This window comes from Curtobacterium sp. MCBA15_004, from assembly GCF_001865055.2.
Taxonomy (GTDB): Bacteria; Actinomycetota; Actinomycetes; order Actinomycetales; family Microbacteriaceae; genus Curtobacterium.
The window spans coordinates 2,434,587-2,458,074 of record NZ_CP126266.1 but is presented as its reverse complement, the minus strand read 5'-3'; the positions used below and the strand labels follow the sequence as shown (position 1 = coordinate 2,458,074).

The 23,488-nt window shown below is 73.3% G+C and carries 19 protein-coding genes, 1 tRNA gene and 1 pseudogene; 12 read left to right on the top strand and 9 right to left on the bottom strand.

Features of this window, described 5'->3' with window-relative positions; genetic code table 11:
• Positions 1-419 precede the first annotated feature (419 nt).
• From QOL16_RS17270 to QOL16_RS11325, 12 genes are all read left to right on the top strand, one after another.
• Entirely contained in the window at positions 420-1,913 is a 1,494-nt protein-coding gene (locus QOL16_RS17270) for a TadA family conjugal transfer-associated ATPase (RefSeq protein WP_083395029.1), read from the top strand.
• Positions 1,910-2,785 (top strand): type II secretion system F family protein, encoded by an 876-nt coding sequence (locus QOL16_RS11375; protein ID WP_065960336.1) that lies wholly within the window; start codon positions 1,910-1,912, stop codon positions 2,783-2,785. The genes QOL16_RS17270 and QOL16_RS11375 overlap by 4 nt, the downstream gene beginning before the upstream one ends.
• Positions 2,786-2,904: 119 nt before the next feature.
• Entirely contained in the window at positions 2,905-3,096 is a 192-nt protein-coding gene (locus QOL16_RS11370) for a DUF4244 domain-containing protein (RefSeq protein WP_065960394.1), read from the top strand.
• 86 nt (positions 3,097-3,182) lie between these two features.
• Entirely contained in the window at positions 3,183-3,482 is a 300-nt protein-coding gene (locus tag QOL16_RS11365) for a hypothetical protein (protein WP_065960338.1), read from the top strand.
• 458 nt (positions 3,483-3,940) lie between these two features.
• The gene (gene topA / locus QOL16_RS11360; RefSeq protein ID WP_065960396.1) at positions 3,941-6,739 is read left to right on the top strand and encodes a type I DNA topoisomerase; all 2,799 of its coding nucleotides are present in this window, start codon (positions 3,941-3,943) and stop codon (positions 6,737-6,739) included.
• A complete protein-coding gene (gene tmk / locus QOL16_RS11355; protein ID WP_071248470.1) occupies positions 6,736-7,380 on the top strand; it encodes a dTMP kinase in 645 nt (214 codons plus the stop codon). The genes topA and tmk overlap by 4 nt, the downstream gene beginning before the upstream one ends.
• Positions 7,381-7,405: 25 nt before the next feature.
• On the top strand, positions 7,406-8,548 hold the full coding sequence (locus QOL16_RS11350) for a DNA polymerase III subunit delta' (protein WP_065960341.1): 1,143 nt from the start codon (positions 7,406-7,408) through the stop codon (positions 8,546-8,548).
• Positions 8,549-8,661: 113 nt separating this feature from the next.
• Positions 8,662-8,734, top strand: a tRNA-Thr gene (locus QOL16_RS11345).
• Between the two features lie 240 nt (positions 8,735-8,974).
• The gene (locus QOL16_RS11340) at positions 8,975-9,988 is read left to right on the top strand and encodes a Gfo/Idh/MocA family protein (RefSeq protein WP_065960343.1); all 1,014 of its coding nucleotides are present in this window, start codon (positions 8,975-8,977) and stop codon (positions 9,986-9,988) included.
• 11 nt (positions 9,989-9,999) lie between these two features.
• A complete protein-coding gene (gene dacB, locus QOL16_RS11335) occupies positions 10,000-11,496 on the top strand; it encodes a D-alanyl-D-alanine carboxypeptidase/D-alanyl-D-alanine-endopeptidase (RefSeq protein ID WP_083395027.1) in 1,497 nt (498 codons plus the stop codon).
• A gap of 82 nt (positions 11,497-11,578) precedes the next feature.
• Positions 11,579-12,199 carry an isochorismatase family protein gene (locus QOL16_RS11330; protein WP_065960345.1) on the top strand — a complete coding sequence of 207 codons (621 nt, stop codon included), beginning with the start codon at positions 11,579-11,581 and terminating at the stop codon, positions 12,197-12,199.
• 104 nt (positions 12,200-12,303) lie between these two features.
• The gene (locus QOL16_RS11325) at positions 12,304-13,731 is read left to right on the top strand and encodes an NAD-dependent succinate-semialdehyde dehydrogenase (protein WP_071284696.1); all 1,428 of its coding nucleotides are present in this window, start codon (positions 12,304-12,306) and stop codon (positions 13,729-13,731) included.
• Positions 13,732-13,789: 58 nt separating this feature from the next.
• On the opposite strand, the gene QOL16_RS11320 is transcribed toward QOL16_RS11325, so the two are convergent.
• From QOL16_RS11320 to QOL16_RS11280, 9 genes and pseudogenes are all read right to left on the bottom strand, one after another.
• A complete protein-coding gene (locus QOL16_RS11320) occupies positions 13,790-15,673 on the bottom strand; it encodes an ABC transporter ATP-binding protein (RefSeq protein ID WP_071284670.1) in 1,884 nt (627 codons plus the stop codon).
• 236 nt (positions 15,674-15,909) lie between these two features.
• Positions 15,910-17,319, bottom strand: a complete 1,410-nt coding sequence (locus tag QOL16_RS11315; RefSeq protein WP_071284669.1) for an MFS transporter — start codon at positions 17,317-17,319, stop codon at positions 15,910-15,912.
• A gap of 329 nt (positions 17,320-17,648) precedes the next feature.
• A pseudogene (ribA, locus tag QOL16_RS11310) lies at positions 17,649-18,272 on the bottom strand (GTP cyclohydrolase II); the annotation flags it as partial.
• A gap of 29 nt (positions 18,273-18,301) precedes the next feature.
• The gene (gene ribD, locus QOL16_RS11305) at positions 18,302-19,366 is read right to left on the bottom strand and encodes a bifunctional diaminohydroxyphosphoribosylaminopyrimidine deaminase/5-amino-6-(5-phosphoribosylamino)uracil reductase RibD (protein ID WP_071284667.1); all 1,065 of its coding nucleotides are present in this window, start codon (positions 19,364-19,366) and stop codon (positions 18,302-18,304) included.
• Between the two features lie 100 nt (positions 19,367-19,466).
• Entirely contained in the window at positions 19,467-20,048 is a 582-nt protein-coding gene (locus tag QOL16_RS11300) for a GNAT family N-acetyltransferase (RefSeq protein ID WP_071284666.1), read from the bottom strand.
• 1 nt (position 20,049) lies between these two features.
• Positions 20,050-21,060, bottom strand: coding sequence for a tryptophan--tRNA ligase (gene trpS / locus QOL16_RS11295; RefSeq protein WP_065960358.1), 1,011 nt, complete (start codon positions 21,058-21,060; stop codon positions 20,050-20,052).
• Between the two features lie 41 nt (positions 21,061-21,101).
• Positions 21,102-21,944: an exodeoxyribonuclease III gene (locus QOL16_RS11290; RefSeq protein WP_065960360.1), complete on the bottom strand. Its 843-nt coding sequence runs from the start codon at positions 21,942-21,944 to the stop codon at positions 21,102-21,104.
• A gap of 192 nt (positions 21,945-22,136) precedes the next feature.
• On the bottom strand, positions 22,137-22,409 hold the full coding sequence (locus QOL16_RS11285; RefSeq protein WP_065960361.1) for an HPr family phosphocarrier protein: 273 nt from the start codon (positions 22,407-22,409) through the stop codon (positions 22,137-22,139).
• A 75-nt stretch (positions 22,410-22,484) separates the two neighbouring features.
• Positions 22,485-23,255 carry a DeoR/GlpR family DNA-binding transcription regulator gene (locus tag QOL16_RS11280; protein ID WP_065960363.1) on the bottom strand — a complete coding sequence of 257 codons (771 nt, stop codon included), beginning with the start codon at positions 23,253-23,255 and terminating at the stop codon, positions 22,485-22,487.
• Positions 23,256-23,488: the final 233 nt, after the last annotated feature.

The window sequence follows — 23,488 nt, the reverse complement described above, 5'->3', positions numbered from 1 at the left end:
CACTTGTCCTCGCCGGACTCGTTTCCGGTGGCATCGGCTCGGATTCCCCCCAATCCGCTGGTGTCCAGGCGGCACCAGTTCCCCCCAACCGGTGCCGCCTCTTCTTTTTCCCCGACGGGTGTCGCAGAACCCGCCGTGCGGTCCGGGCGCGATCCGCGCGCTGGTGCCGAACGGTGGACAGGTCTGTCCACGCGTCGACGGACATGCGCCGCGGCCGTCGAGCCCGGAGCGAGGTACTTGCGAGGGCCTCCCGAGCTCCCGTCGGTGTACCGCGGTGCCCTGCCCGCCGGTCAGCCGAACGGGGTACGGGATTGCGTTTCGGGGGACAAAACAGCCATCGGCTGGGGACAGCGGCGAACGATCCACGTGCTGGTCCGCGGTGCGCCGTCCGTGCCGAGGCGCTGCCTACCGTGCCGTCCATGCACCGACACCGAGCCGACGGACCGCCCGACCCCGCGCCACGACGTCGCGCCGCCACGACGCGGGGCGCCGGCCGTGAGCGGGACGGGCCAGCGGGCGGTGGGAGCACCGGCATCCGCAGGGTCGACCCGGTCGGTGGCAGCGACGACCGGGCGACCGCCCCCGTGACCGTTGCCGCGACCGGACGGGCGACCGCTGCCGTGACCGCTGCCGCGACCGGACGGGCGACCGCTGCCGCGACCGGACGGGCGACCGCTGCCGCGACCGGACGGGCGACCGCTGCCGTGGCCGGACGGGCGACCGCCGCCGTCACCGGAGCGGTCGGTCGAGGCGCCGGCCCGTCGCCCGTCGTCGACCGGCCGCCCGTGCCGGCCCGGTCGGCGGTCGCCGTGCGCTCGGCGGTCGACTGCCCGGCTCGGGACCCACGCGCGGCGGTCGCGGGACGGACCGACGACGGCGGGCGCCCGGACGGCGCCGCACCCGAGCGGCGGGGCGCCCGACGGAGCAGGACCGCCGTCCACGACCCCCCGTTCCTGCCGCGCGTCGGCAGCCCCACACGCCGACGGGCGGTCGACGCGGCGGCCTTCGAGGAGCTGGCGGCCCTCGTCGCGGACGCCGAGGTGACCGACGTGCTGGTCGTCGGCGACTCCGGCACCTGGGTGGACCGCGGACTCGGACTCGAGCGGGCCGGGCCGATCCTGCCAGAGCGGCGCGTCCGTGCGCTCGCGGCCGAGCTCGTGGCGCTCGGGGGACGCCACGTCGACGAGACGACCCCGTGCGCGGACGTCCGGTTCGGCGACGGGATCCGGGTCCACGCCGTCCTCGCACCCGTCGCGGTGCACGGCACGGCGCTCTCGGTCCGACTCCCGCGGCCGGAACGGCCGACGTTGGCGGCCCTCGAACGCACCGGCGCCTTCCGGCTCGTCGGGCGCACGCTGCTCGAGGACGCCGTCGCGGCGCGGCGGAACCTCGTCGTCACCGGGGCGACCGGCAGCGGCAAGACGACCGTGCTGGGCGCACTGCTCGCCGCCGTGCCCAGCACCGAACGGATCGTGACGGTCGAGGACCTCGCAGAACTGCGGATCGACCACCCGCACGTCGTCGCGCTCGAGGCACGTCAGTCGAACGCGGAGGGCGTGGGCGCGATCGGGCTCGACCGCCTGGTGCGTGAGGCGCTGCGGATGCGCCCGGACCGGATCGTCGTGGGGGAGTGCCGCGGCGCGGAGGTGCGCGAGCTCCTGTCGGCCTTGAACACCGGGCACGACGGCGGTGCCGGCACGCTCCACGCGAACGGCCTGGCCGACGTCCCGGCGCGACTCGAGGCGCTCGGTGCGACCGCGGGGTGGAGCCCGGACGCCCTCGCGCGACAGGTCGTCAGCGCCCTCGACCTCGTCGTGCACGTGGAACGGCACGGTCGGTGGCGCGGCGTCACCGCGCTCGGGGCGTTCGCACTCGAGGACGGCCGGCTCGTCGTGCGCCGTGTGGACCGGTGACGCCGGACGGTCCGGCCGCGGCCCGGGTCCTCGACCGCGTCGCGGTGCTCGTCGGCGCCGGCGTCCCGCCACCGCGCGCCTGGGAGCTGGTCGGCGGTCGGCCGGCCACGGGCGGTCCGGCGTGGAACGACGTCCGTCTCGTGCTCGACGTCGCGGAACGGAGCGGCGCGCCGACGGCGGGGACGCTCCGTGGGCTCGCGTCGGCGATGCGCCGGACGTCCGCCGCCGACCGGGCCGTCCGGGTGGCGCTGGCCGGCCCCCGGGCGAGTGCACGCGTCGTGCTGGCGCTCCCCGCGTTCGGCATCGGGCTCGGCGCCGCGTGGGGTGCCGGGGCCGTCGAGGTGCTGCTGACGCGGCCGGTCGGCTGGACCTGCGTGGTCGTGGCGGGCGTCCTGGTCGCCGTCGGTCGACGGTGGTCCGGTGTGCTGGTCCGGCGGGCGAGCCCGGACGGGCGGATCCCCGGCGTCCTGCTCGACGCGTGGGCCGTGGCGCTCGCCGGGGGCGGGTCGTGGTCGAGCGCAGGTGCCACGGTGGCGGCCGTGCTCGCCGAGCACGGGTTCGACGGCGTCGAGCGTCCGGCACGAGGCGGTTCGCCGGCCGTCGCCCGGGGGCGGGACGCCGCGGCCGACGCCCGCCTGCACGAGGTGCTCGACCTGAGCCGACGCGCCGGGGTCCCGGCGGTCCCCCTGCTGCGTGCCGCTGCCGAGGACGTCCGCGACGACGCAGCCGCCGCGGGTCTCGCAGCCGCGGAACGCCTCGGCGTCCGGCTCGTCCTGCCCCTGGGGGTGTGCGTGCTGCCCGCCTTCGTGCTCGTCGGGGTGGTGCCGGTCGTCGTCGGCGTCCTCTCCTCCACCGTCGGCGGCCTCGGCTGACCTGTCCACAGGAAGCGGGATCGGCGCTCTGCGGCAGGCGGAGATCGGCGATCGTCGGAGGACCAGACACCGAGCGGAAGGAGCAGGACGTGCAACAGACCATCAACCAGGAGGACACCATCGGACACGAGCGTCGTCGCCGGGGCGTCTCGGTGGTCGACCTCGGCGACGACCGCGGGTCGGCGACGGCGGAGTACGCGGTCGTGATCCTCGCGGCGGTCGCCTTCGCCGGGGTGCTCGTCGCGGTGATGCGTTCGGGTGAGGTCCAGCAGATCCTCACGGACCTGGTCCGCGGGGCCCTCACGCCGTGAGCGGCACGACTGCTCCGGCCGGTCGGCGTCCGCGCGGAGCCCGCCCGCGACTGGACCGGCGTCCCGGGGACCGGGGGAGTGCGACCGTGGAGTTCGCGGTCGCACTGCCCGTCGTCACCCTCGTGGTGCTCGGTCTCGTCACCGCGGTCGTCCTGGTCGACCGCGTGGGCCGGATGCAGGCCGCCGCGGGGGCGGCGGCGCGCGCGCTCGGCCGTGCCGACGAGGCGGCCGCGACCCGGGCGGTCAGCACCATCGCCCCCGGTGCGAGCACCACGGTCCGCCGGGTCGACGGCATCGTCTGCGTCGACGTGCACGGGAGCGCCGGCGGCCTGTTCGCCGCGGTGCCCCTGCGCGCCACCGGCTGCGCGGCGGACGGCGGCCGGTGAACCGCGGGCTCGCGCGGTCCGAGCGCGGTTCGGCCACGGTCGTGCTCGTCGCCGCGGTCGCACTGGCGTTGCTGGTCGGCTCGGCAACCGTCCTCGGCGCCCGTTCCCGGGTGCTCGGCGTGCAGGCCCAGGTGGCCGCGGACGCCGGGGCGACCGCGGCCGCCGCTGTCGCGGTCGGTCGGGTGCCGGGGCGTCCGTGCGTCGTCGCCGACCGTGTCGTCGCGGCCGGCGGTGCGCGGTCGACCTCTTGCGAGACTGCGGGCGCGACCGCGCGTGTCGCCGTCGAGACCGGCTCCGGACCGTTCGTCGCCGACGCGGTCGCCGTCGCCGGTCCCGCCGCCGGGTCGCCCGAACACAGTGTGTATGGTGTGCACGTCGGCCCCCGGTCACCGTCGTCCCGGTCGACCCGGACCTCGTTGCGGTCCAGGGCCGGCGCGCACCATCGATCAAGGAGTCACGTGCCAGGCACGAAGAAGCTCGTGATCGTCGAGAGCCCCGCGAAGGCGAAGACGATCGCGCAATACCTCGGTGACGGATACGAGGTCCAGGCGTCAGTCGGACACATCCGCGACCTCGTCGAGCCCAAGAACCTCCCGGCGGAGCTCAAGAAGGGCTCGCTCGGCAAGTTCTCCGTCGACGTGGACAACGGCTTCGAGCCCTACTACGTGGTGTCCGACGCGAAGAAGAAGACGGTCTCCGAGCTGAAGCGGGCGTTGAAGGACGCCGACGAGCTCTTCCTCGCGACTGATGAGGACCGCGAGGGCGAAGCCATCGCGTGGCACCTCCTCCAGGTGCTCAAGCCCAAGGTCCCCGTGAAGCGCATGGTGTTCCACGAGATCACCAAGGAGGCCATCCAGCGTGCGCAGGAGGCCACCCGGGAGCTCGACACGGCGCTCGTCGACGCGCAGGAGACCCGGCGCATCCTCGACCGGCTCTACGGCTACGAGGTCTCGCCCGTGCTCTGGCGCAAGGTCGGTCCCGGCCTGTCCGCCGGCCGCGTGCAGTCGGCCGCGACCCGTCTCGTCGTGGACCGCGAGCGCGAGCGCCTCGCGTTCGTCTCGGCGAACTACTGGGACCTGACCGCTCGGTTCGAGAAGGTCGGGGACACCGCGTTCACCGCGCGGCTCGCCCGGCTCCAGGGGACCCGCGTCGCCTCGGGCCGCGACTTCGACGACCGCGGCACGCTCAAGGGCGAGGCCGTCCGGCTCGACGAGGCGTCGGCCGCCGCGCTGACGACCGTCCTCGAGCAGGCCGGCGACGCCGTCGTCCGCAGCGTGGAGTCGAAGCCCTACACGCGCCGTCCCGCAGCGCCGTTCACGACCTCGACCCTGCAGCAGGAGGCGGCGCGCAAGCTCCGCTTCTCCGCCCGTCAGACGATGAGCGTCGCGCAGGGGCTGTACGAGAACGGCCACATCACCTACATGCGTACGGACTCGTCCTCGCTGTCGCAGCAGGCCGTGACCGCCGCCCGCAAGCAGGCCTCGGCGCTGTACGGCCCGGAGACGATCCCGGACAAGCCGCGCAGCTACAGCGGCAAGAGCAAGAACGCGCAGGAGGCGCACGAGGCGATCCGCCCCGCCGGCGACACCTTCCGGACACCGTCCGAGATGAACGGCGTCCTCCGCGGCAACGACTGGAAGCTCTACGACCTGATCTGGAAGCGCACCGTCGCGTCCCAGATGGCGGACGCCAAGGGGTCCACGGCGTCGGTGGTCCTCGGGATCACGTCGTCCGACCCGGTCGCCGGGGTCGCCGCCACGGCGAACGGCACCGACGCGGAGTTCACCGCGTCGGGCACCGTGATCACCTTCCGCGGCTTCCTCAACGCCTACGAGGAAGGCCGCGACGAGGACCGCCACGCCGGCGGGGCCGACGGCGCGGACGCCAAGCTGCCGCAGATGGCGCAGGGCGACCACCTCGGCGTGAGCGAGGTCGAGGCGAAGGGGCACGACACCTCCGCACCCCCGCGCTACACCGAGGCGAGCCTCGTCAAGACGCTCGAAGAGCTCGGGATCGGTCGTCCGTCCACGTACGCGGCGATCATCTCGACGATCATGGACCGCGGCTACGTCACGCAGCGGGGCAGCGCTCTCGTCCCGAACTGGATCGCGTTCAGCGTTGTCCGGCTCCTCGAGGACCACTTCTCCGACCTCGTGCAGTACGACTTCACCGCGAGCATGGAAGAGGACCTCGACCGCATCGCGAGCGGTGAGGAGGACCGGTCCGACTGGCTCAAGGAGTTCTACTTCGGCGGCGGCGACCACCGCGGGCTCCGGACCGTCATCGACAACCTCGGTGAGATCGACGCGCGCGACATCAACTCGGTCGAGCTCGCTCCCGGCCTGACCCTGCGCATCGGTCGCTACGGCCCCTACATCGAGGTGCCGAGCGACGACCCGGAGAAGCCCCGACGGGTGAACGTCCCGGAGGACCTCGCGCCCGACGAACTGACGGTCGACAAGGCCAAGGAACTCGTCGACGCGCCCGTGCTCGGGGACCGCGTGGTCGGTGTGAACCCGGAGACCGGCAAGGAGGTCCTCGCGAAGGACGGCCGGTTCGGCCCGTACGTCACCGAGCGCACCCCCGAGCCCGAGCCGGTCGTCGACCAGGCCACGGGCGAGGTCGTCGAGACCCCGGCTGCGACGGCCGACGCCGCAGCGGCGACGGACGGCACGACCGCGGCGAAGACGACCGCGAAGAAGGCCCCGGCGAAGAAGACCACGAAGAAGCCCGCCGCGCCGAAGGAGCGCACGGCGTCCCTCTTCAAGTCGATGGACCCGCAGACGGTCGACCTCGAGACCGCGCTCAAGCTCCTCGACCTGCCGCGCGTGGTGGGCAAGGACCCGGAGTCGGGCGAGGACATCACCGCGCAGAACGGTCGCTACGGCCCGTACATCAAGAAGGGGACGGACACCCGGACCCTCCCGAGCGAGGACGCGATCTTCGACGTCGACCTGCCGGGCGCGCTCGAGCTGTTCGCGCAGCCGAAGTACGGCGGACGCAAGGCCGCGACGGCAGCCCTCAAGGAGTTCGACGCCGACCCCGTGTCCGGCAAGCCGATCAAGGTCAAGGACGGCCGCTTCGGTCCGTACGTGACCGACGGCGAGACGAACGCGACCATCCCGCGTGGCGAGGACGTCGAGACCGTCGACCACGAGCGTGCGATCCAGCTGCTCGCGGACAAGCGTGCCAAGGGTCCGGTGAAGAAGAAGGCGCCGGCCCGCAAGCCGGCCGCCAAGACGGCCAAGAAGAAGTGACCGGCAGCTTCATCACCCTCGAGGGCGGCGACGGCGCCGGCAAGACGACGCAGGCCGCCCTCCTGACCGACTGGCTCGGGGCGCACGGCCGGACCGTCGTGCGCACCCGGGAGCCGGGCGGCACGGACCTCGGGCAGCGGATCCGCGAGATCGTCCTCCACGAGCGCGGTCACGTCGCCCCGCGTGCCGAGGCCCTGCTGTACGCGGCCGACCGGGCGCACCACGTCGAGACCGTCGTCCGTCCGGCGTTGGCCCGCGGCGAGGTCGTGCTCCAGGACCGCTACGTCGATTCCTCGGTGGCCTACCAGGGCGTGGCGCGTGACCTCGGCGCCGAGCAGATCCGTTCGGTGTCCGACTGGGCCGCGGACGGGCTGGTCCCGGACCTGACCGTCCTGCTCGACCTCGACGTCACGGTCGGACGAGCGCGCGTGTCCGCGGCCCGGGGAGACACCTTCGACCGTCTCGAGTCCGAGGCGGCCGTGTTCCACGAGCGGGTCCGTCGCGCCTTCCTCGACATGGCCGCCGCGGAACCCGCGCGGTTCCTCGTCGTCGACGCCGCCGCCGACCCGGACGTCGTGCAGCAGCACATCCGGGAGGCCGTCGCTCCGCTCGTCGGGATCGCCGAGGAGGACCCGTCGTGACGGTGGTCGACGGCAGGATGGCGTCGTGAGTGTGTGGGACGGCCTGACCGGGCAGGACGACGCGGTCGCTGCGCTCCGCAGCGCCGCCGAGGGTCCCGAGGACACCGGCGGCATGACCCACTCGTGGCTGATCACCGGTCCGCCCGGGTCGGGTCGCTCGAACGTCGCCGCCGCGTTCGCCGCCGCACTGGTCGGTTCCGGCCCGGACGACGACCACACGCTGCGCCTCATCACCGCCGGGACACACCCCGACGTGTCGGTGCTGACCACCCAACGGGTCATCATCACCATCGAGGAGATCCGCAAGCTCGTCACGTCGTCGTACTACTCGCCGTCCGTCGGGCGCTACCGCGTCGTCATCGTCGAGGACGCGGACCGCATGACGGAGCGCACGTCGAACCTCCTGCTCAAGGCGCTCGAGGAACCGCCTGAGCGCACGGTCTGGATCCTCTGCGCGCCGAGCGAGGCCGACCTCCTCCCGACGATCCGGTCCCGCGTCCGCTCGGTCCGGCTGCGGGTCCCCGGCATCGACTCGGTCGCCGACCTCATCGTCGCGCGGACCGGGGTCGACCGGGAACTCGCCACCGACGCCGCGCGGCAGGCACAGAGCCACATCGGCATGGCGCAGCGCCTCGCGACGAGCGCGGACGCCCGTGACCGGCGTCGCCGGACGCTCACCACCGTGCTGCGCGTCCGGTCCGTGGGCGACGCGGTCCTCGCGGCCGCGGAACTCCTCGCGGTCGCCGACGAGGACGCGAAGGCCATCACCCAGCAGCGCGATGCCGAGGAACGCGACGCCGCCCTCCGCTCGCTCGGCGTCGAACCCGGCGGGACCGTGCCGCCGGCACTCCGATCGCAGTTGCGCGCGATGGAGGAGGACCAGAAGCGTCGTGCGACCCGGAGCCTGCGCGACGGGCTCGACCGCATCCTGGTCGACGTGTCCTCGCTCTACCGCGATCTCCTGCTGCTCGGCCTCGGCGTCCCGACGGAGCCCGTCAACGAGTCGATGCGCGCCGAGCTCGACCGCGCGCTCGACGCCGTGCCGCCCGCTTCGGCACTCGAGGTCCTCGACGCGGTGTCCCTCGCGCGGAACCGGATCGCCGCGAACGTCGCGGCACTGCTGGCCCTCGAGGCACTCCTCGTCACGGTCGCCCGCGCGACCCGCTGAGCCGTCGGCGCCGGCCGGGAACGGTCCGCCACGCACGGGCTCCCGCCCGTTTCGCGTTCACCCGCCCCGGCCTGTATAGTCGTCTCCCGTGCCACTCCGGCAACGGAGTGTCCGCCGCCTTAGCTCAGTCGGTAGAGCGATTCACTCGTAATGAATAGGTCGTCGGTTCGATTCCGACAGGCGGCTCCGCCACGAAGCCCCGTCCGCACCGGTCACCACCGGAGCGGCCGGGGCTTCCGCCGTCTCAGCAGGAGTCGTCTCAGCAGCGTCGTCCCGGCGGGGGCGTCCCGGAAGGCGTCGTCCCGGCGGGGGCGTCCCGGAACCGGCGGGGGCGTCCCGGAAGGCGTCGTCCCGGCGTGGGCGCCTCCGCGGGCGTCGTCCCCACGGCCCCACGGCCATCCACCACCGTCCTGGTAGACAGGACCCATGACGGTTCGCTGGGGAGTCATCGGCACGGGTGGCATCGCCCACTCCTTCGTGGCGGACTGCACCGCCGCGGGCATCACCTTCGTCGCGGTCGGCAGCCGCAGCCAGGAGCGGTCCGATGCCTTCGCGGCCGAGCACGGCATCCCGCACGCACACGGGTCGTACGAGGCGCTCGTCGCCGACGACGAGGTCGACGCGGTCTACGTCGCCACCCCGCACTCCCGGCACGCCGAGGACGCCCTGCTCGCGATCGGCGCGGGCAAGCACGTGCTCGTCGAGAAGGCGTTCACCATCACCGCGGCCGAGGCCCGACGCGTGGTCGACGCGGCCCGCCGCGCGGACGTCGCCGTGATGGAGGCGATGTGGACCCGCTTCCTCCCGCAGTCCCGGATGATCCGGCAGGTCCTGGCCGAGGGTCGCATCGGCCGCCCGCGGGTCGTCGAGGCCACCCACCACCAGGCGCTGCCGAGCGATCCGGCACACCGGCTCAACGACCCCGCGCTCGGCGGTGGCGCGATGCTCGACCTCGGCGTCTACCCGATCTCGTTCGCGGTCGACGTGCTCGGCGTCCCGACGGCCGTCAGCGCGTCCGGCACCCTGAGCGAGCAGGGGGTCGACACGCAGATGGGCGTCGTGCTCACCCACGAGGGCGGCGCGCAGTCCGTGCTCCACTTCGCCCTCGACGTCCGCAGCCCGAACACGGCGTCGGTCATCGGCGAGGACGGCCGCATCGACGTCGACGCCACCTGGTACACGCCGACGACGTGGCGGATCCGGGACCGGGACGGTGCGGTGGTCGAGGAGTTCGACGGTCGCGAGGAGCTCGCGGGCTACGCCCACGAGGCACGTGCGTTCGAGGAGATGGTCACCTCCGGGACGCACGAGGGCGGTCCGATGGACCCCGAGGAGACCGTCGCCGTGATGGCCGTGATGGACGAGGCCCGTCGGCAGGTCGGCGTCCGCTACGCGGCCGATGCGGAACCGGGTCTGGAGGCTCCTCCCGCTGTTCCGTAGGATCGGTCACGATGTCCGACCAGCAGCCCTCGCCGCAGTCCGTCCCCGACCGCGTCCGCGCGACGGTCGCCGCCCTGCGGGCCTCCGTGGCCCGGCGTCCCGTCCCGTGGATCGCCGGTGCGCTCGCGGGCGTCCTCGTGCTCGGTTCCGGCGGCGCGGTGGCCGTGGCGTCGGCGACGATGCCGGGGGACCGGACGGACGGTCGCTCCACCGCGGCGGCCGGAGCGCGCGCGACGCGTCCGGCCTCGGCGACCCCGACACCCACGCCGACGCCGACCGCGGACACGCGTGCCCTCCCCGCCACCGTGGGCGGACCGGACCCGCTGCGGACGTGCACGATCGACGCCGAGGCGTCCGCGCCCGGCCTCGGTGCCTTCGAGGGGTACGTCATGAACGCGGCGACGGGCCAGGTGCTGTTCTCGCGCAAGGGCGACCAGCCGGCGCAGACCGGCAGCGTGATGAAGACGCTGACGACGGCGACCGCCCTGTCGGTCCTCGGGGGCGACCACCGCATCCCGACCACCGTGACGAAGGAGTCGGACGGCACGATCGCGATCGTCGGACACGGCGACGCCACCCTCTCGGTCGGCGGCGGCACCGTGTACCCGGGTGCGCCGACCCTCGCCCAGCTCGCGCAGCAGGTGAAGGCCTCGCTCGGCGACGCCCCGGTGTCGACCATCGTCACCGACGACACGTACTGGAACGACAGCGACGCCTGGGACCCGACCTGGCCGGTCAGTGAGCGGACGATCGGGTACCAGCCCGAGGTCACCGCCCTGATGGTCGACGGCGACCGGGCGAACCCCGCGGCCGCCACCTCGCCGCGGTCCACCGACCCGGTCGGCCGTGCGGGCGCCGCGTTCCGCACGGCACTCGCGAACGCCGGCGTGGTGGGCGCCGGGAACGCGCAGATCGTGCAGCGCGCGACGACGAGCTCGGACACCATCGCGACGGTGTCCTCGCAGCCCGTCTCGACGCTCGTCGGGCAGATGATCCCGAACTCCGACAACACGCTGGCCGAGATGCTCGCCCGTGTCTCCTCGAAGGAGTCCGGCTCGGACGGTTCGGCGGCGTCCCTGACCGGCGTGTACCAGAAGGCCCTCGCGTCCTACGGCGTCGACCCCGCGGGCATCGTCATCAAGGACGGTTCGGGGGAGAGCGCGTCGAACGCCGTCTCGCCGGACTTCGTCGCGCACCTCATGGTCCAGGTCGCGGCCGGGTCGAAGGGCCTCGGCACGCTGGCGCAGTCGCTGCCGGTGGCGGGCCAGTCCGGGACGCTCGCGAGCCGCTTCACGGGAGCGAACGCGGTGGCGCGGGGCAAGGTGCACGCCAAGACCGGGTGGATCGACAGCGCGAACACCCTCGGCGGGTACATCGACGCCGCGGACGGCACCCGGCTGACGTTCGCGTTCTACGCCATCGGGTCGACGCGAGCGGCGGCGCTCCCGGCCCTCGACGCGGTCACCACGGCCGCCTTCCGGTGCGGCGGGCAGCTCACCGGCTCCTGATCCGCGTTCGCCGTCCGCGGAGTCGACGGCAGGTCGTGACCGGGCCCCACGGACGCGGAGCCGGCGGGTGCAGGATGGACGCATGGCCAGGGCACTGCTCGTCGTCGACGTCCAGAACGACTTCACCGAGGGCGGTGCACTCGGGGTGACCGGTGGCGCCGCACTCGCGAAGCGCATCAGCGTCTTCCTCGGTCGACACGCCGACGAGTACGACCTGGTCGTCGGATCGCGTGACTGGCACCACGGCGACGACGACAACGGCGGGCACTTCGCCGGGCCGGCGGGTCCGGACTTCGTCGACACGTGGCCCGTGCACTGCGTCGGCGGTACCGAGGGCGCGGCGTACCACCCCGACCTCGACACGAGCGTCGTCGACGTCGACGTGTACAAGGGCCAGGGACGGCCGGACTACTCGGCGTTCCAGGCGGTCACCGAGGACGGCACGCCGCTGCCGGAGCTCCTGGCCGAGCGGCGGGTGACCACGGTCGACATCGTCGGCATCGCGACCGACCACTGCGTCCTCGCGTCGGCGCTCGACGCGCGCGCCGCAGGGTTCGACGTCGCCGTGTACGAGGACCTCGTCGCGGGCGTCGACCCGGACAGGAGCGCCGCCGCGCTCGACGACATCAGGGCGGTCGGCGGGCACGTCGACCGCAGCGACACGGACGAGGGGCTCGCGAGCCCCGGAGGAGCAGTACTGTGACCGACACCACCGACACGGACCCGACGACCGCGGACGCGGCCGCCCCCGGCACCACGACGACCGTCGCCGACGAGCACGTCTCGGTCGACGGCGTCCCGACCGGCCTGTTCATCGGCGGCCGGTGGCGGGCGGCGTCCGGCGGTGCGACCTTCCCGGTCCGCGACCCCTCCACCGGTACGGTCCTCGCCGAGGTCGCCGACGCGACGCCCGAGGACGGCACGGCGGCCCTCGACGCTGCGGCCGCAGCGCAGGCGGGATGGGCTGCGACGCCGCCGCGCACGCGCTCCGACGTCCTGCGCCGCGCGTTCGAGCTGGCGCACGAACACGAGGACGACCTCGCGGCCCTCATGACGCTCGAGATGGGCAAGCCGCTCGCCGAGTCGCGCGGCGAGGTCGCCTACGGTGCGGAGTTCCTCCGCTGGTTCTCCGAGGAGGCCGTGCGCATCCACGGCGACTACCGCACGAACCCGGAGGGCACCGGACGCGGCATCGTGCTCCGCCGACCGGTCGGCCCGGTCTACGCGATCACCCCGTGGAACTTCCCGCTCGCGATGGCCACGCGCAAGATCGGCCCGGCGCTGGCCGCCGGCTGCACGGTGGTCCTCAAGCCCGCCGAGCTCACCCCGCTGACGACGCTGTTCCTGGTGGAGCTGTTCCGTCGCGCCGGGCTCCCGGACGGGGTCCTCAACGTCGTCCCGTCGCTCGACGCGAAGGAGCTCTCGGCACCGCTCCTGGCCGACCGCCGCCTGCGCAAGCTCACCTTCACGGGGTCGACAGCGGTCGGTTCGGCACTCCTCAAGCAGGCCGCCGACACCGTGCTCAGGACGAGCATGGAGCTCGGCGGCAACGCGCCGCTGCTCGTGTTCGACGACGCCGACCTCGACGAGGCGGTCGCCGCGGCGATGCAGGCCAAGTTCCGGAACACGGGCGAGGCGTGCACGGCCGCGAACCGCTTCTTCGTGCAGGAGGGCATCGCGGACGCGTTCACCGCTGCCCTCACCGCGAAGGTCGAGGAGCTGCGCGTCGGTCGTGGCACCGAGGACGGCACGACCCTCGGTCCGCTCATCGACGACCGTGCGGTGGACAAGGCCGCCCGGCTCGTCGACGACGCCGTCGCGCGCGGCGCCCGGCTCGTCACGGGCGGGGAGCGGGTCGACCGCCCGGGCACGTACTTCGCACCGACCGTGCTCGACGACGTCCAGCCGGGGTCCGACGTCCTGACGACCGAGATCTTCGGGCCCGTGGTGTCGATCACCCGCTTCGCGACCGAGGAGGAGGGTGTCCGCCTCGCGAACGACACCGAGTACGGCCTGGTCGCCTACGCCTTCACGTCGGACCTCCGTCGTGGGCAGCGCCTGGCCGAGCGGCTCGAGACCGGCATGCTCGGCCTGAACACGGGCGTGGTGTCGAACGCCGCGTTCCCGTTCGGCGGCGTGAAGTCCTCGGGGCTCGGCCGCGAGGGCTCGCACGAGGGCATCGAGGAGTACCTGGAGTCGGTGTACGTCCTGACGCCCGACCCCTTCGCCGCCTGACCCGTCCCCGGGTCTCGCGACCCGCGGGGCCGGACCGGCCGGGACCGCCCCCGGCGCCTCAGACCAGGAGCTGGTGCTTCGCCAGGTCGCGGTACAGCGGCGTGGACTGCACGAGCTCGGAGTGCGTCCCGGTCCCGACGACCCGGCCGTGCTCGAGCACGACGATGACGTCCGAGTCGACGACCGTGGACAGCCGGTGCGCGATCACGAGCAGCGTGCGGTCGGTGGCCACGGCGTCGATCGCGAGCCGCATCTTCTGCTCGTTCACGCCGTCGAGCGAGGACGTCGACTCGTCGAGCAGCAGGATCGGGGGAGCGGCGAGCAGCGCCCGGGCGATCGCGAGCCGCTGGCGCTCGCCACCGGACAGCATCACGCCGTCCTCGCCGACCTGTGCGTCGAGGCCCCGCGGGTCGCGGTGCAGGACGTCGCCGAGGTTCACCGCCTCGAGGACGCGCACGCACTCCTGCTCCGAGGCGTCGGGGGAGCCGAGCAGCAGGTTCGCCCGGATCGTGCCCGCGAGCACCGGGGCGTCCTGCTCGACGTAGCCGATCTGGGCGCGCAGCTCCGCGCGGTCGAGCCCGCGGACGTCAACGCCTCCGAGCCGGATCACCCCCGAGGTCGGGTCGTAGAAGCGCTCGATGAGCGCCAGGGTGGTCGACTTGCCGGCACCCGAGGGACCCACGAGCGCGACCCGGGCGCCGCGGGGCACCCGGAAGGAGACGTCGTCCAGCACCACGTCGTCGTCGGCGCCGGCGTCGTTGACCGGCACCGCGCCTCCAGGCCGGGCCGTCCCGCCGGCACCGCCGGCGGCCTCGGATCCGCCACCCGCACCGGCTGCACCGTCCGCACCCGACGCGTCCGTCGTCCGCGCGTACCGGAAGGTGACGTGCTCGAACGCGATCGCGTCGTCGGTCTCGATCGCCGGTGCGGTGCGGACCGCGGCGTCGTCCTGGTCCTCGGTCGGCAGGTGCAGGATCTCCTCGATCCGGCCGAGCGCCCCGAGTGCCTGCGCGACGGCGACGGCCGCGCCGAGCGCCTGTCCGAGCGGCATCACCATCATGAACAGCAGCAGGATGAACGTGATGAGCGTGGCGATGGTGATCTGCCCGGCGGCGACCTGCGCGCCGCCGACCCCGAGGACGGCGATGAACGCGACCTGCATGACGATGCTCGCGACCGGGACGACGAAGGCCGACATCTTCGCGATGTCGAGCCCGCGGCGGTAGGCCTCGGTGGCGTGGCCGTCGACCTCGGCGACCTCGCGCGCGGTGGCACCCGCGGCACGGATGGTCCGGACGGCGCCGATGCCGCGCTCGACCGCGGCGGTGAGGTCGCCGACCTTCTCCTGCGCGCGCTTCGAGGCGATCCGGATGCGCCGACTGAGGCCGCCGACGACGACGATCGCGACGAGCACGATGACGACGGTGATGCCGAGCAGCAGCGGGTCGATGACCGCCATCGCGATGATGGCGCCGACGAAGGTGAGCGCGCCGCCGATCGACTCGATCAGGCCCTGGGTGAGCACGGCCCGCAGCAGCGTGGTGTCGCTGCCGACGCGGGACACGAGGTCGCCGGTGCGTCGGGTGTCGAACTCCGAGATCGGCAGGTTGAGGATGCGCGCGATGAGCTTGCGGCGCGTCGCGAGCACGACGCCCTCGCCCGCGCGCTGGAGCAGGAAGTGCTGGACGCCGTTGAGCAGTCCGGACACGAGCACCAGGGCCACGAGCGCCCAGACGAGCACCGAGAGCGTGTGCCCGTGCTGCACCGCGGTGACGACCTGGTTCACGAGCAGCGGCTGCGCGAGGGACGCCCCGGCGCCGAGGACGCTCAGCACGATGATGACGACCATCGCGGGCTTGTTCTCGAACAGGTAGGTCAGCAGACGGCCGAAGCTGGCACGGGGCCCGTCGGACTGCTTCCGGCGTGTGAAGGGGAGGCTCATCGTTCCTGGTTCCTGCCGCCCGGGCGGGGTGTGGCGGCCGTCGACCATCCTCGCACCGACCGGTGGGTGCGCGCTGCGCGCGGGCCGCTCACGTCGGTCGGGGGCCCTCCCGACCACGCGTCGTCGAGCGGGTGGACCGGCGCGGACGGCGGGTGGCGTGCGGTGGACGCGACCCGACGTCGGACGGGAGGCGCGGTGCCGGCCCGCACCGCGCCTCCCGTCCGCAGGGGGTCGCGTCAGCGACCCGTGGTCGCGCCGTCCTGCGCGGTCACGTCGGAGTCGCCGAGCCGCGCGTGCTTCGTCTCGCGCACGAAGAGCAGGGCGACGAACGTCACCACCGCGGCGGCCGTCAGGTAGAGCCCGACCAGGAAGATGTTCCCGTCCGGCTGCCACAGCTTCAGCGCGATCGTGGGTGCGAGCGAGGCGCCGATGATCGATGCGATGTTGTACGCCAGCGCGGAGCCGGTGTAGCGGACGTTCGTCGGGAAGAGCTCGGGCAGGAGTGCACCCATCGGGCCGAAGGTCAGGCCCATGAGCGACAGCCCGACGATGAGGAACGTGACGACGGTGATCGGTCCGGTGGCGGCGGCGAACCAGAACTGGAACGTCAGGCCGAACAGGGCGATGCCGACCGTGGTCGGGATGAGCGTGCGGCGACGGCCGTACTTGTCGGCCAGCCAGCCCGCGATGGGCGTGCAGATACCGAAGAACACGACGCCGATCATGAGCAGCGTGAGGAACTCGCCGCGGCTGTAGCCGAGCCCGAGCTTCACGAGCGGGGTCGGCTCGGCGGGGTTCGTGCCGTAGTTGAGCGTGAACGTGGTCATGAAGTAGAAGAGGACGTACGTCGCGACCATGCCGAAGGTGCCGACGATGACGGCCTTCCACGAGGTGCGGAACACCCGGCCGAGCGGGACCTTGGCGACCGAGCCGGTCTCCTGCACGTCGCGGAACACCGGGGACTCGACGAGCTTGAACCGCACGTAGAGGCCGACGAGCACGAGGACGGCGGAGAGCAGGAACGGGATGCGCCAGCCCCACGCCTGGAAGTCGGCGTTCGGGGTGCCGTCGGCACCGGCGGGCATCGCGGCGTTGATCGCGATGAACAGGCCGTTGGCGAGCAGGAAGCCGATCGGCGCGCCGAGCTGCGGCATCGAGCCGAACACGCCGCGCTTGCCCTCGGGGGCGTTCTCGGTCGCGAGCAGGGCCGCGCCGGACCACTCACCGCCGAGCCCGACGCCCTGCGCGAAGCGGAGCACGGCGAGCAGCACGGGCGCCAGGACCCCCACGCTGCCGAAGGTCGGCAGGCAGCCGATCAGGAAGGTGGCGGCGCCCATCACGAGCAGGGACGCGACGAGCGTGGCCTTGCGGCCGATGCGGTCACCGAAGTGCCCGAACAGGACCGACCCGACGGGCCGGGCGAAGAACGCGAGCGCGAACGTGACGAACGAGGACAGCTGCGAGGCCGTCGGGTCCTCGTTCGGGAAGAACAGCGTCGGGAAGACGAGGACGGCGGCGGTCGCGTAGACGTAGAAGTCGTAGAACTCGATCGACGTGCCGACGAGGCTGGCGATGACGACCCGCGAGCGCGGGTTCGTCGCCGGAGCGGTGTCGGTGGTGGACGGGGTGGCCGGTGCGGCGGACATGGGGCACGGACTTTCGCGGGGAGCGCTCGGGCGAGCGCGGCGGTGTCCCGAAGCTGCGGACACCGATCGGCTCGCGCGGGGTGGCGCGGGCACCGGTCGGGTGCGTTCGGTTGGGGAGGACCGCTCGTGACGGAGCACCCAGGCTACGACACATGTCGGCCACCTGCGAATCCGCCGAGGAACCGCCGTGTGGGTCCGCGCAGGGCGGATCGCCGCTGCTGCTGCTGCTGCCGCTGCCGCTGCCGCTGCCGCTGCCGCTGCCGCTGCCGCTGCTGCTGCTGCTGCCGCTGCCGGTCAGCTCGCGGTGCTGGTGCCGGTGCCGCTGCCGCTCAGCTCGCGGCGCCGGTCTGCAGGTGCGCGGGGAGCTGGTGGCCCATCCGGTCGCGCTTGGTGTCGAGGTAACCGGCGTTCTGCGCGACGACGCCCACGACCAGGGGCACGAGCGCCTCGACCGTGATGCCGTGCTCCTCGAGCTGGCGGCGCTTCTCGGGGTTGTTCGACAGCAGGCGGACGCTCGTGATGCCCATGTCGGCGAGGATGCCGGCCGCACCGCCGTACTCCCGGGAGTCGGCGGGCAGCCCGAGCGCGAGGTTCGCGTCGAGGGTGTCCAGGCCGTCCTCCTGCAGGCGGTACGCCTTGAGCTTGTTGATGAGGCCGATGCCGCGCCCCTCCTGCCCACGCAGGTACACGACGATCCCGCCCTCGACGGCGATCGTTTCCAGGGCGGCGTCGAGCTGCGGCCCGCACTCGCACTTCAGCGACCCGAAGGCCTCGCCGGTCAGGCACTCCGAGTGCACGCGGACGAGTGCGCCGTCGGTCGGCATGGACCCGTCGGCCCCGCGGCCGATGATCGCGACGTGCTCGGCGCCGGTGACGAGGTCACGGTAGGCGCGCATCTCGAAGGTGCCGTGCGTCGTCGGGACGGTCGTGGCGACCTCGAAGCGGACCGGGCTGCCGGGGGCGGGGGAGGTGCGGGGGTCGGTCATGGGGTGCTCCGGTCGGTACGGGCCCCGCCGTCACCGTGCTGTCCGACCGCGGGCTGCTCGACACGGGGTCGAACGCGGTGCGGTCGGGCACGGACCAGCAGGTCGGGGCCGAGGCTGGTGGTCGATGTCACGTCCAACTGGTGGCGCTCGCCGATGCTTCCCACGCCGACGTCGCCGAGGGCCGTGCGGGGACCGCCGAGCAGCACGGGCGCGAGGTACACGAGGACCTCGTCGACGAGGCCCGCGGCGACGAGGGCGGACGCGATGGTCGGGCCGCCCTCGACGAGGACGGAGTGGACGCCGTGGTCCCGCAGGCCGTGCAGGGCCGCGGCCAGGTCGTGGCCCGGCAGGACGAGCAGGCCGCGCGGGTGGCGGCGGACGGCGGCGTCGGCGGGGACCGGGCGGTCGCCGAGCACGACGGGGAGCGGCTGGTCGGCGAGCAGTTCGCCGCCGTCGCCGCGCGCGGTGAGGCTCGGGTCGTCGGCGAGGACCGTGCCCGTGCCGACGAGGATCGCGTCGTGGGCGGCCCGCTGCTCGTGCACGTGCTGCCGTGCGGCGGTCCCGGTGATCCACTTGCTCGTGCCGTCGGCGGCGGCAGCGCGGCCGTCCAGGCTCGACGCCCACTTCACGGTCACCCAGGGCCGGCCCTGGCGCACCGACAGGAGCCAGCGCTCGAGGAACGCCTCGGCCTCGTCGGCGAGGACCCCGGACACGACCTCGACGCCGGCGGCGCGGAGGCGGTCGGCACCACCGCGGGCCTGCACCCCGGGGTCGTCGACGGCGTAGACGACGCGGCCGATGCCGGCCTCGACGAGGGCCACGGCGCACGGGCCGGTGCGGCCGGTGTGGTTGCAGGGTTCGAGGGTCACGACCGCGGTCGCACCGCGCAGCTGCTCGGCGGGCACCTTCGCCATCGCGTCGACCTCGGCGTGCGGGGTCCCGGCACCCTTGTGCCAGCCCTCGGCGAGGACGTCACCGGCGGGGGAGAGGACAACCGCACCGACCCGGGCGTGGTCGCCGACCGCCGGCCCGAGCGCGGCGAGCTGGAGCGCACGCCGCATGGCTCGGACCTCGGCCGGACGAGCCGACGGAGCGGTGGTGGTGGTCACGCTCCGACACTACCCACCGGCGTTCGGTGACGCGTCACCGTGCTGTCCCCTGTCAGCGAACGTCGCCGGGGCGTCCGACCACCGCTGCGGGCCACGGACGGTCGGAGGCCGGTGCGCCGTCGGCACGACGGAGCCCGGTCCAGGCGGTCGTCGGGCCGCCGTCGCGGTCGGGGACGCGGGCCGGCGCGGTCCCGGTGTACGAGAACCCGGCGCGGCGGGCGACCCGGGCGGAGCCGGTGTTGCCCTCCCAGCACTCCCAGTACACGTCGGGTGCTCCCTGGGAGAACGCCCACGCGACCACGAGCTCGACCGCCTCGTGCACCAGTCCGGCACCGCGCGCGGACGGGGCCAGCCAGAAGCCGAGACCCCGGTACGACGTGCGGTAGCTGACGACCCCCTCGAGCCAGGTCGACCCGGCGCGACGGATCGCCCACGTGTACTCCTGGTCGGACGCCCACCCGGGGCCGACCAGGGCGTCGACGAAGGACCGCGCGTGGTGCTCCGTGTACGGCGTCGGCACCGTGGTCCAGCGGACGACGTCGGGGTCCTGGCAGCCCGCCGTGATCGCCGCGGTGTCGGCCCGGGTGGGCACGTCGAGGCGCACCCGGGCCGACGACAGCGTGACGGGCAGCACGTCAGCGCCGGGTGCGGGGCACGAAGCCGATGCGGTCGTACACCCGCGCGAGCGTCGACTCGGCGATCGACTCGGCACGCTCGGCTCCGAGGGCGAGCAGCCGGTCGAGCTCGGCCGGGTCGTCCAGGAGTTCGAGGGTGCGTGCACGCACCGGCTCGAGCTCGGCGACGACCGCGTCGGCGACCTCGCCCTTCAGGTCGCCGTAGCCCTTGCCGACGAAGGACGCCTCGAGCTCGGCCACCGGCGTGCGGGTGAACGCCGACAGGATCGCGAGCAGGTTCGTCACACCCGGCTTCGCCTGGCGGTCGGCGCGGATCTCGCGTTCGGTGTCGGTGACGGCCGAGCGGATCTTCTTGGCCGTGCGCTTCGGGTCGTCGAGCAGCCGGACGAGGCCGTTGTCGGACGCGGCCGACTTGCTCATCTTGCTGGTCGGGTCCTGCAGGTCGTAGATGCGGGCCGTCTCGGTCCCGATCTGCGCCTTCGGCACGACGAAGGTGTCGCCGAACCGGGAGTTGAACCGGGTCGCGAGGTCGCGCGTGAGCTCGACGTGCTGCCGCTGGTCGTCGCCCACGGGCACCACGGCGGTGTCGTACAGCAGGATGTCCGCGGCCATCAGGATCGGGTACGTGAACAGGCCCACCGAGGCGGCCTCGGCGCCCTGGCGCGCGGACTTGTCCTTGAACTGGGTCATCCGGCTCGCCTCGCCGAAGCCCGTGAGGGTGTTGAGCACCCAGGCCAGCTCGGCGTGCGCCGGGACGTGCGACTGCACGAACAGCGTCGACTTCGCCGGGTCGATGCCCGAGGCGATGTACTGCGCGGCCGTCGCCCGGGTGCTCGCGCGGAGCTCGGCCGGGTCCTGCGGCGAGGTGATCGCGTGCATGTCGACCACGCAGTAGATGGCGTCGTGGTCGTCCTGCAGGTCGCGCCACTGCATGAGCGCCCCGACGTAGTTGCCGAGGTGGAGGGACCCGGCAGAGGGCTGGATCCCGGAGAAGATGCGCGTCTTGGTCATGGCGGTGTCCTGGTGGTGCGTGGTGCTTGGTGGGAGGAGGGTCAGAGCTCGTAGTCGACGACCACGGGGGCGTGGTCGGACCATCGCTGGTCGTACGCGTCGGCCCGGTCGACCGTGTAGGTGCGGACCTTCTCGGCGAGCTCGGGGGTGGCGACCTGGTAGTCGATGCGCCAGCCGGAGTCGTTGTCGAAGGCCTGTCCGCGCCACGACCACCACGTGTAGGGGCCGGGGACGTCGCCGGCCTGTGCGCGTCCGACGTCGACCCAGCCGAGGCCCGGGCCGGTGGAGCCGTCGGCGCCCTCGACCGCTTCGCCCTCGGCCCCGAAGAACCGCGAGAAGTAGGCACGCTCGCGGGGGAGGAACCCGGCGCGCTTGACGTTGCCCTTCCAGTTCTTGATGTCGCGCTCGTCGTGACCGACGTTGAGGTCACCGACGACGACCGCGAGCGGGTTGTGCGCGCGGAGGGCGGGCAGCCGCTCCGTCATCGCGTCGAGGAACTTCCACTTCTCGTCCTGCTTCTCGGTGCCGACCTCGCCCGAGTGCACGTACGCCGAGACGACCGTGACGGTGCTGTCGCCGACCTCGTAGTCGGCTTCGATCCAGCGTCCGGCGGAGTCGAACTCGGCGGGACCGAGCTCGACCCGGTGCAGGTGCGCGCGCTTGCGGGAGGCGATCGCGACGCCGGCGCGGCCCTTCGCCGTCGCCGGGTCGTGCACGACGTCCCACTCGTCGCCGAGCAGTCCGGTCAGGTCGTCGGTCGAGGCGCGGACCTCCTGCAGGGCGAGCACGTCGACGTCACGGGTGGCGAGCCAGTCGCCCATGCCCTTCCGGAACGCGGCGCGGACGCCGTTCACGTTGACGGATGCGAGGCGCAGGCGTGTCATGCCGACCACCTTATCGGCGGGCGCCGACGGCCCGGTCCGGACCGCGGACGCGGCAGCGGGCTGGCGGGTCAGCGGGACGACGGACGCGGTCGGCGCGGTGGACCGGCCGGACGACGGACGGGAGGCGCGGTGCCAGCTGGCACCGCGCCTCCCGTCCGTCCCGTGGTCGCGTCGAGGACGCGACCTGCGCGCTCAGGCGGCGTCGTGGTCCGTCTGCAGGAACTCGACCAGGCTGTCCGCGGTCGCCTCGGCGTCGTCGCCGGTCACCGTGAGGACGACCTCGTCGCCGTTCTCGATGCCCAGGCCGAGCAGGGCGAGGATGCTGCCGGCGTTGCCGGACTTGTCGCCCTTGGCGATCGTCACCTGGTGGCCGGACGCGGTGACGGTCTGGACGAAGAGGGAGGCCGGGCGGGCGTGCAGGCCGGAGGCGCTCGCGACGGTGACGGTACGGGTGGCTTCGGACATCGATGTGCTCCTGTCGACGGGTGGTGCGCTCATGCTAGCGAGCGCGCGGTGGGGGTTCCGGGCGTGCCCGGACGGTCAGTCGCGGCCGGGCCAGAGGACCTCGGTGCCGGCGGCTTCGACCTCGCGCACGAGGTCGGCGTTGACCGCGGGGTCGGTGATGATCGTGTCGATCGCGGCGAGCGGTGCGACACGGCCGAACTCCTCGCGACCGAACTTCGTGTGGTCGGCGAGCAGGATGCTCCGACGGGCGGCCTTGATCATCGCGCTCTTCACGGCGGCCTCGGCGACGTTGTGCGTGGTCAGGCCGCGCTCGGGCGTGATGCCGTTGATGCTGATGAAGGCGACGTCGACGCTCACCATGCCGATGAGCTGGTGCGTCCAGGTGCCGACACCGGCGAGCGAGTCGCTGCGGATGTTCCCGCCGAGCAGGTGCAGGTCGATGCCGGCCCGGTTCGCGACCGCCATCGCGACGGGCAACGAGTGCGTGACGACCGTGAGGCCGCGGTCGGTGGGCAGCATCTCGGCGAGGCAGATCGTCGACGTGCCGGCGTCGATCATCACCGACCCGTTCTCGGGCAGCTCCTCGAGCGCGGCCTCGGCGATGACCATCTTCTCGGCCTGGTTGATGCCGCCGCGGTCGCCGACGCCGGGGTGCAGCGTGATGCGCTCGACCGGGATCGCCCCGCCGTGCGCCCGACGGACCAGTCCGCGGCGCTCGAGGCTCGTGAGGTCGCGCCGGATCGTCTCCGGGGTGACGGCGAGCAGTTCGGCCAGGTCCTTCACGTCGACCCGGCCGTGCGCGCGTGCCTGCTCGACGATGCGCTGGTGGCGCTCTGGTGCGTACATGGACCTCGTCGTCTCGGTCGGGGCTGGGGTGCTGGGGTGCTGGTGGCGCTGGCGGTGCTCCGGACGCTCGGGGTGCGGTGCGTTCCCGGCGTGCTCGGAACGGAACGGACACGACCGGGCACGATCGCGCCGGATCGCCCGTCGGATGATCGTCCGGCAGACGCAAACGGGCATCTGTTTCTGCATTTTTATCCCCGGATGTGTTTGTTTGTCAACGTGGATCGGGGTAGGGT

Bases quoted from the DNA above. Each gene is read 5' to 3' on its own strand.
- QOL16_RS11285 (WP_065960361.1), bottom strand. From the start codon at position 22,409: ATGTCCGAAGCCACCCGTACCGTCACCGTCGCGAGCGCCTCCGGCCTG.
- QOL16_RS11290 (WP_065960360.1), bottom strand. From the start codon at position 21,944: ATGACACGCCTGCGCCTCGCATCCGTCAACGTGAACGGCGTCCGCGCC.
- QOL16_RS17270 (WP_083395029.1), top strand. From the start codon at position 420: ATGCACCGACACCGAGCCGACGGACCGCCCGACCCCGCGCCACGACGT.
- QOL16_RS11330 (WP_065960345.1), top strand. From the start codon at position 11,579: ATGGCCAGGGCACTGCTCGTCGTCGACGTCCAGAACGACTTCACCGAG.
- QOL16_RS11340 (WP_065960343.1), top strand. From the start codon at position 8,975: ATGACGGTTCGCTGGGGAGTCATCGGCACGGGTGGCATCGCCCACTCC.
- QOL16_RS11280 (WP_065960363.1), bottom strand. From the start codon at position 23,255: ATGTACGCACCAGAGCGCCACCAGCGCATCGTCGAGCAGGCACGCGCG.
- QOL16_RS11320 (WP_071284670.1), bottom strand. From the start codon at position 15,673: ATGAGCCTCCCCTTCACACGCCGGAAGCAGTCCGACGGGCCCCGTGCC.
- dacB (WP_083395027.1), top strand. From the start codon at position 10,000: ATGTCCGACCAGCAGCCCTCGCCGCAGTCCGTCCCCGACCGCGTCCGC.
- QOL16_RS11315 (WP_071284669.1), bottom strand. From the start codon at position 17,319: ATGTCCGCCGCACCGGCCACCCCGTCCACCACCGACACCGCTCCGGCG.
- ribD (WP_071284667.1), bottom strand. From the start codon at position 19,366: ATGCGGCGTGCGCTCCAGCTCGCCGCGCTCGGGCCGGCGGTCGGCGAC.
- trpS (WP_065960358.1), bottom strand. From the start codon at position 21,060: ATGACCAAGACGCGCATCTTCTCCGGGATCCAGCCCTCTGCCGGGTCC.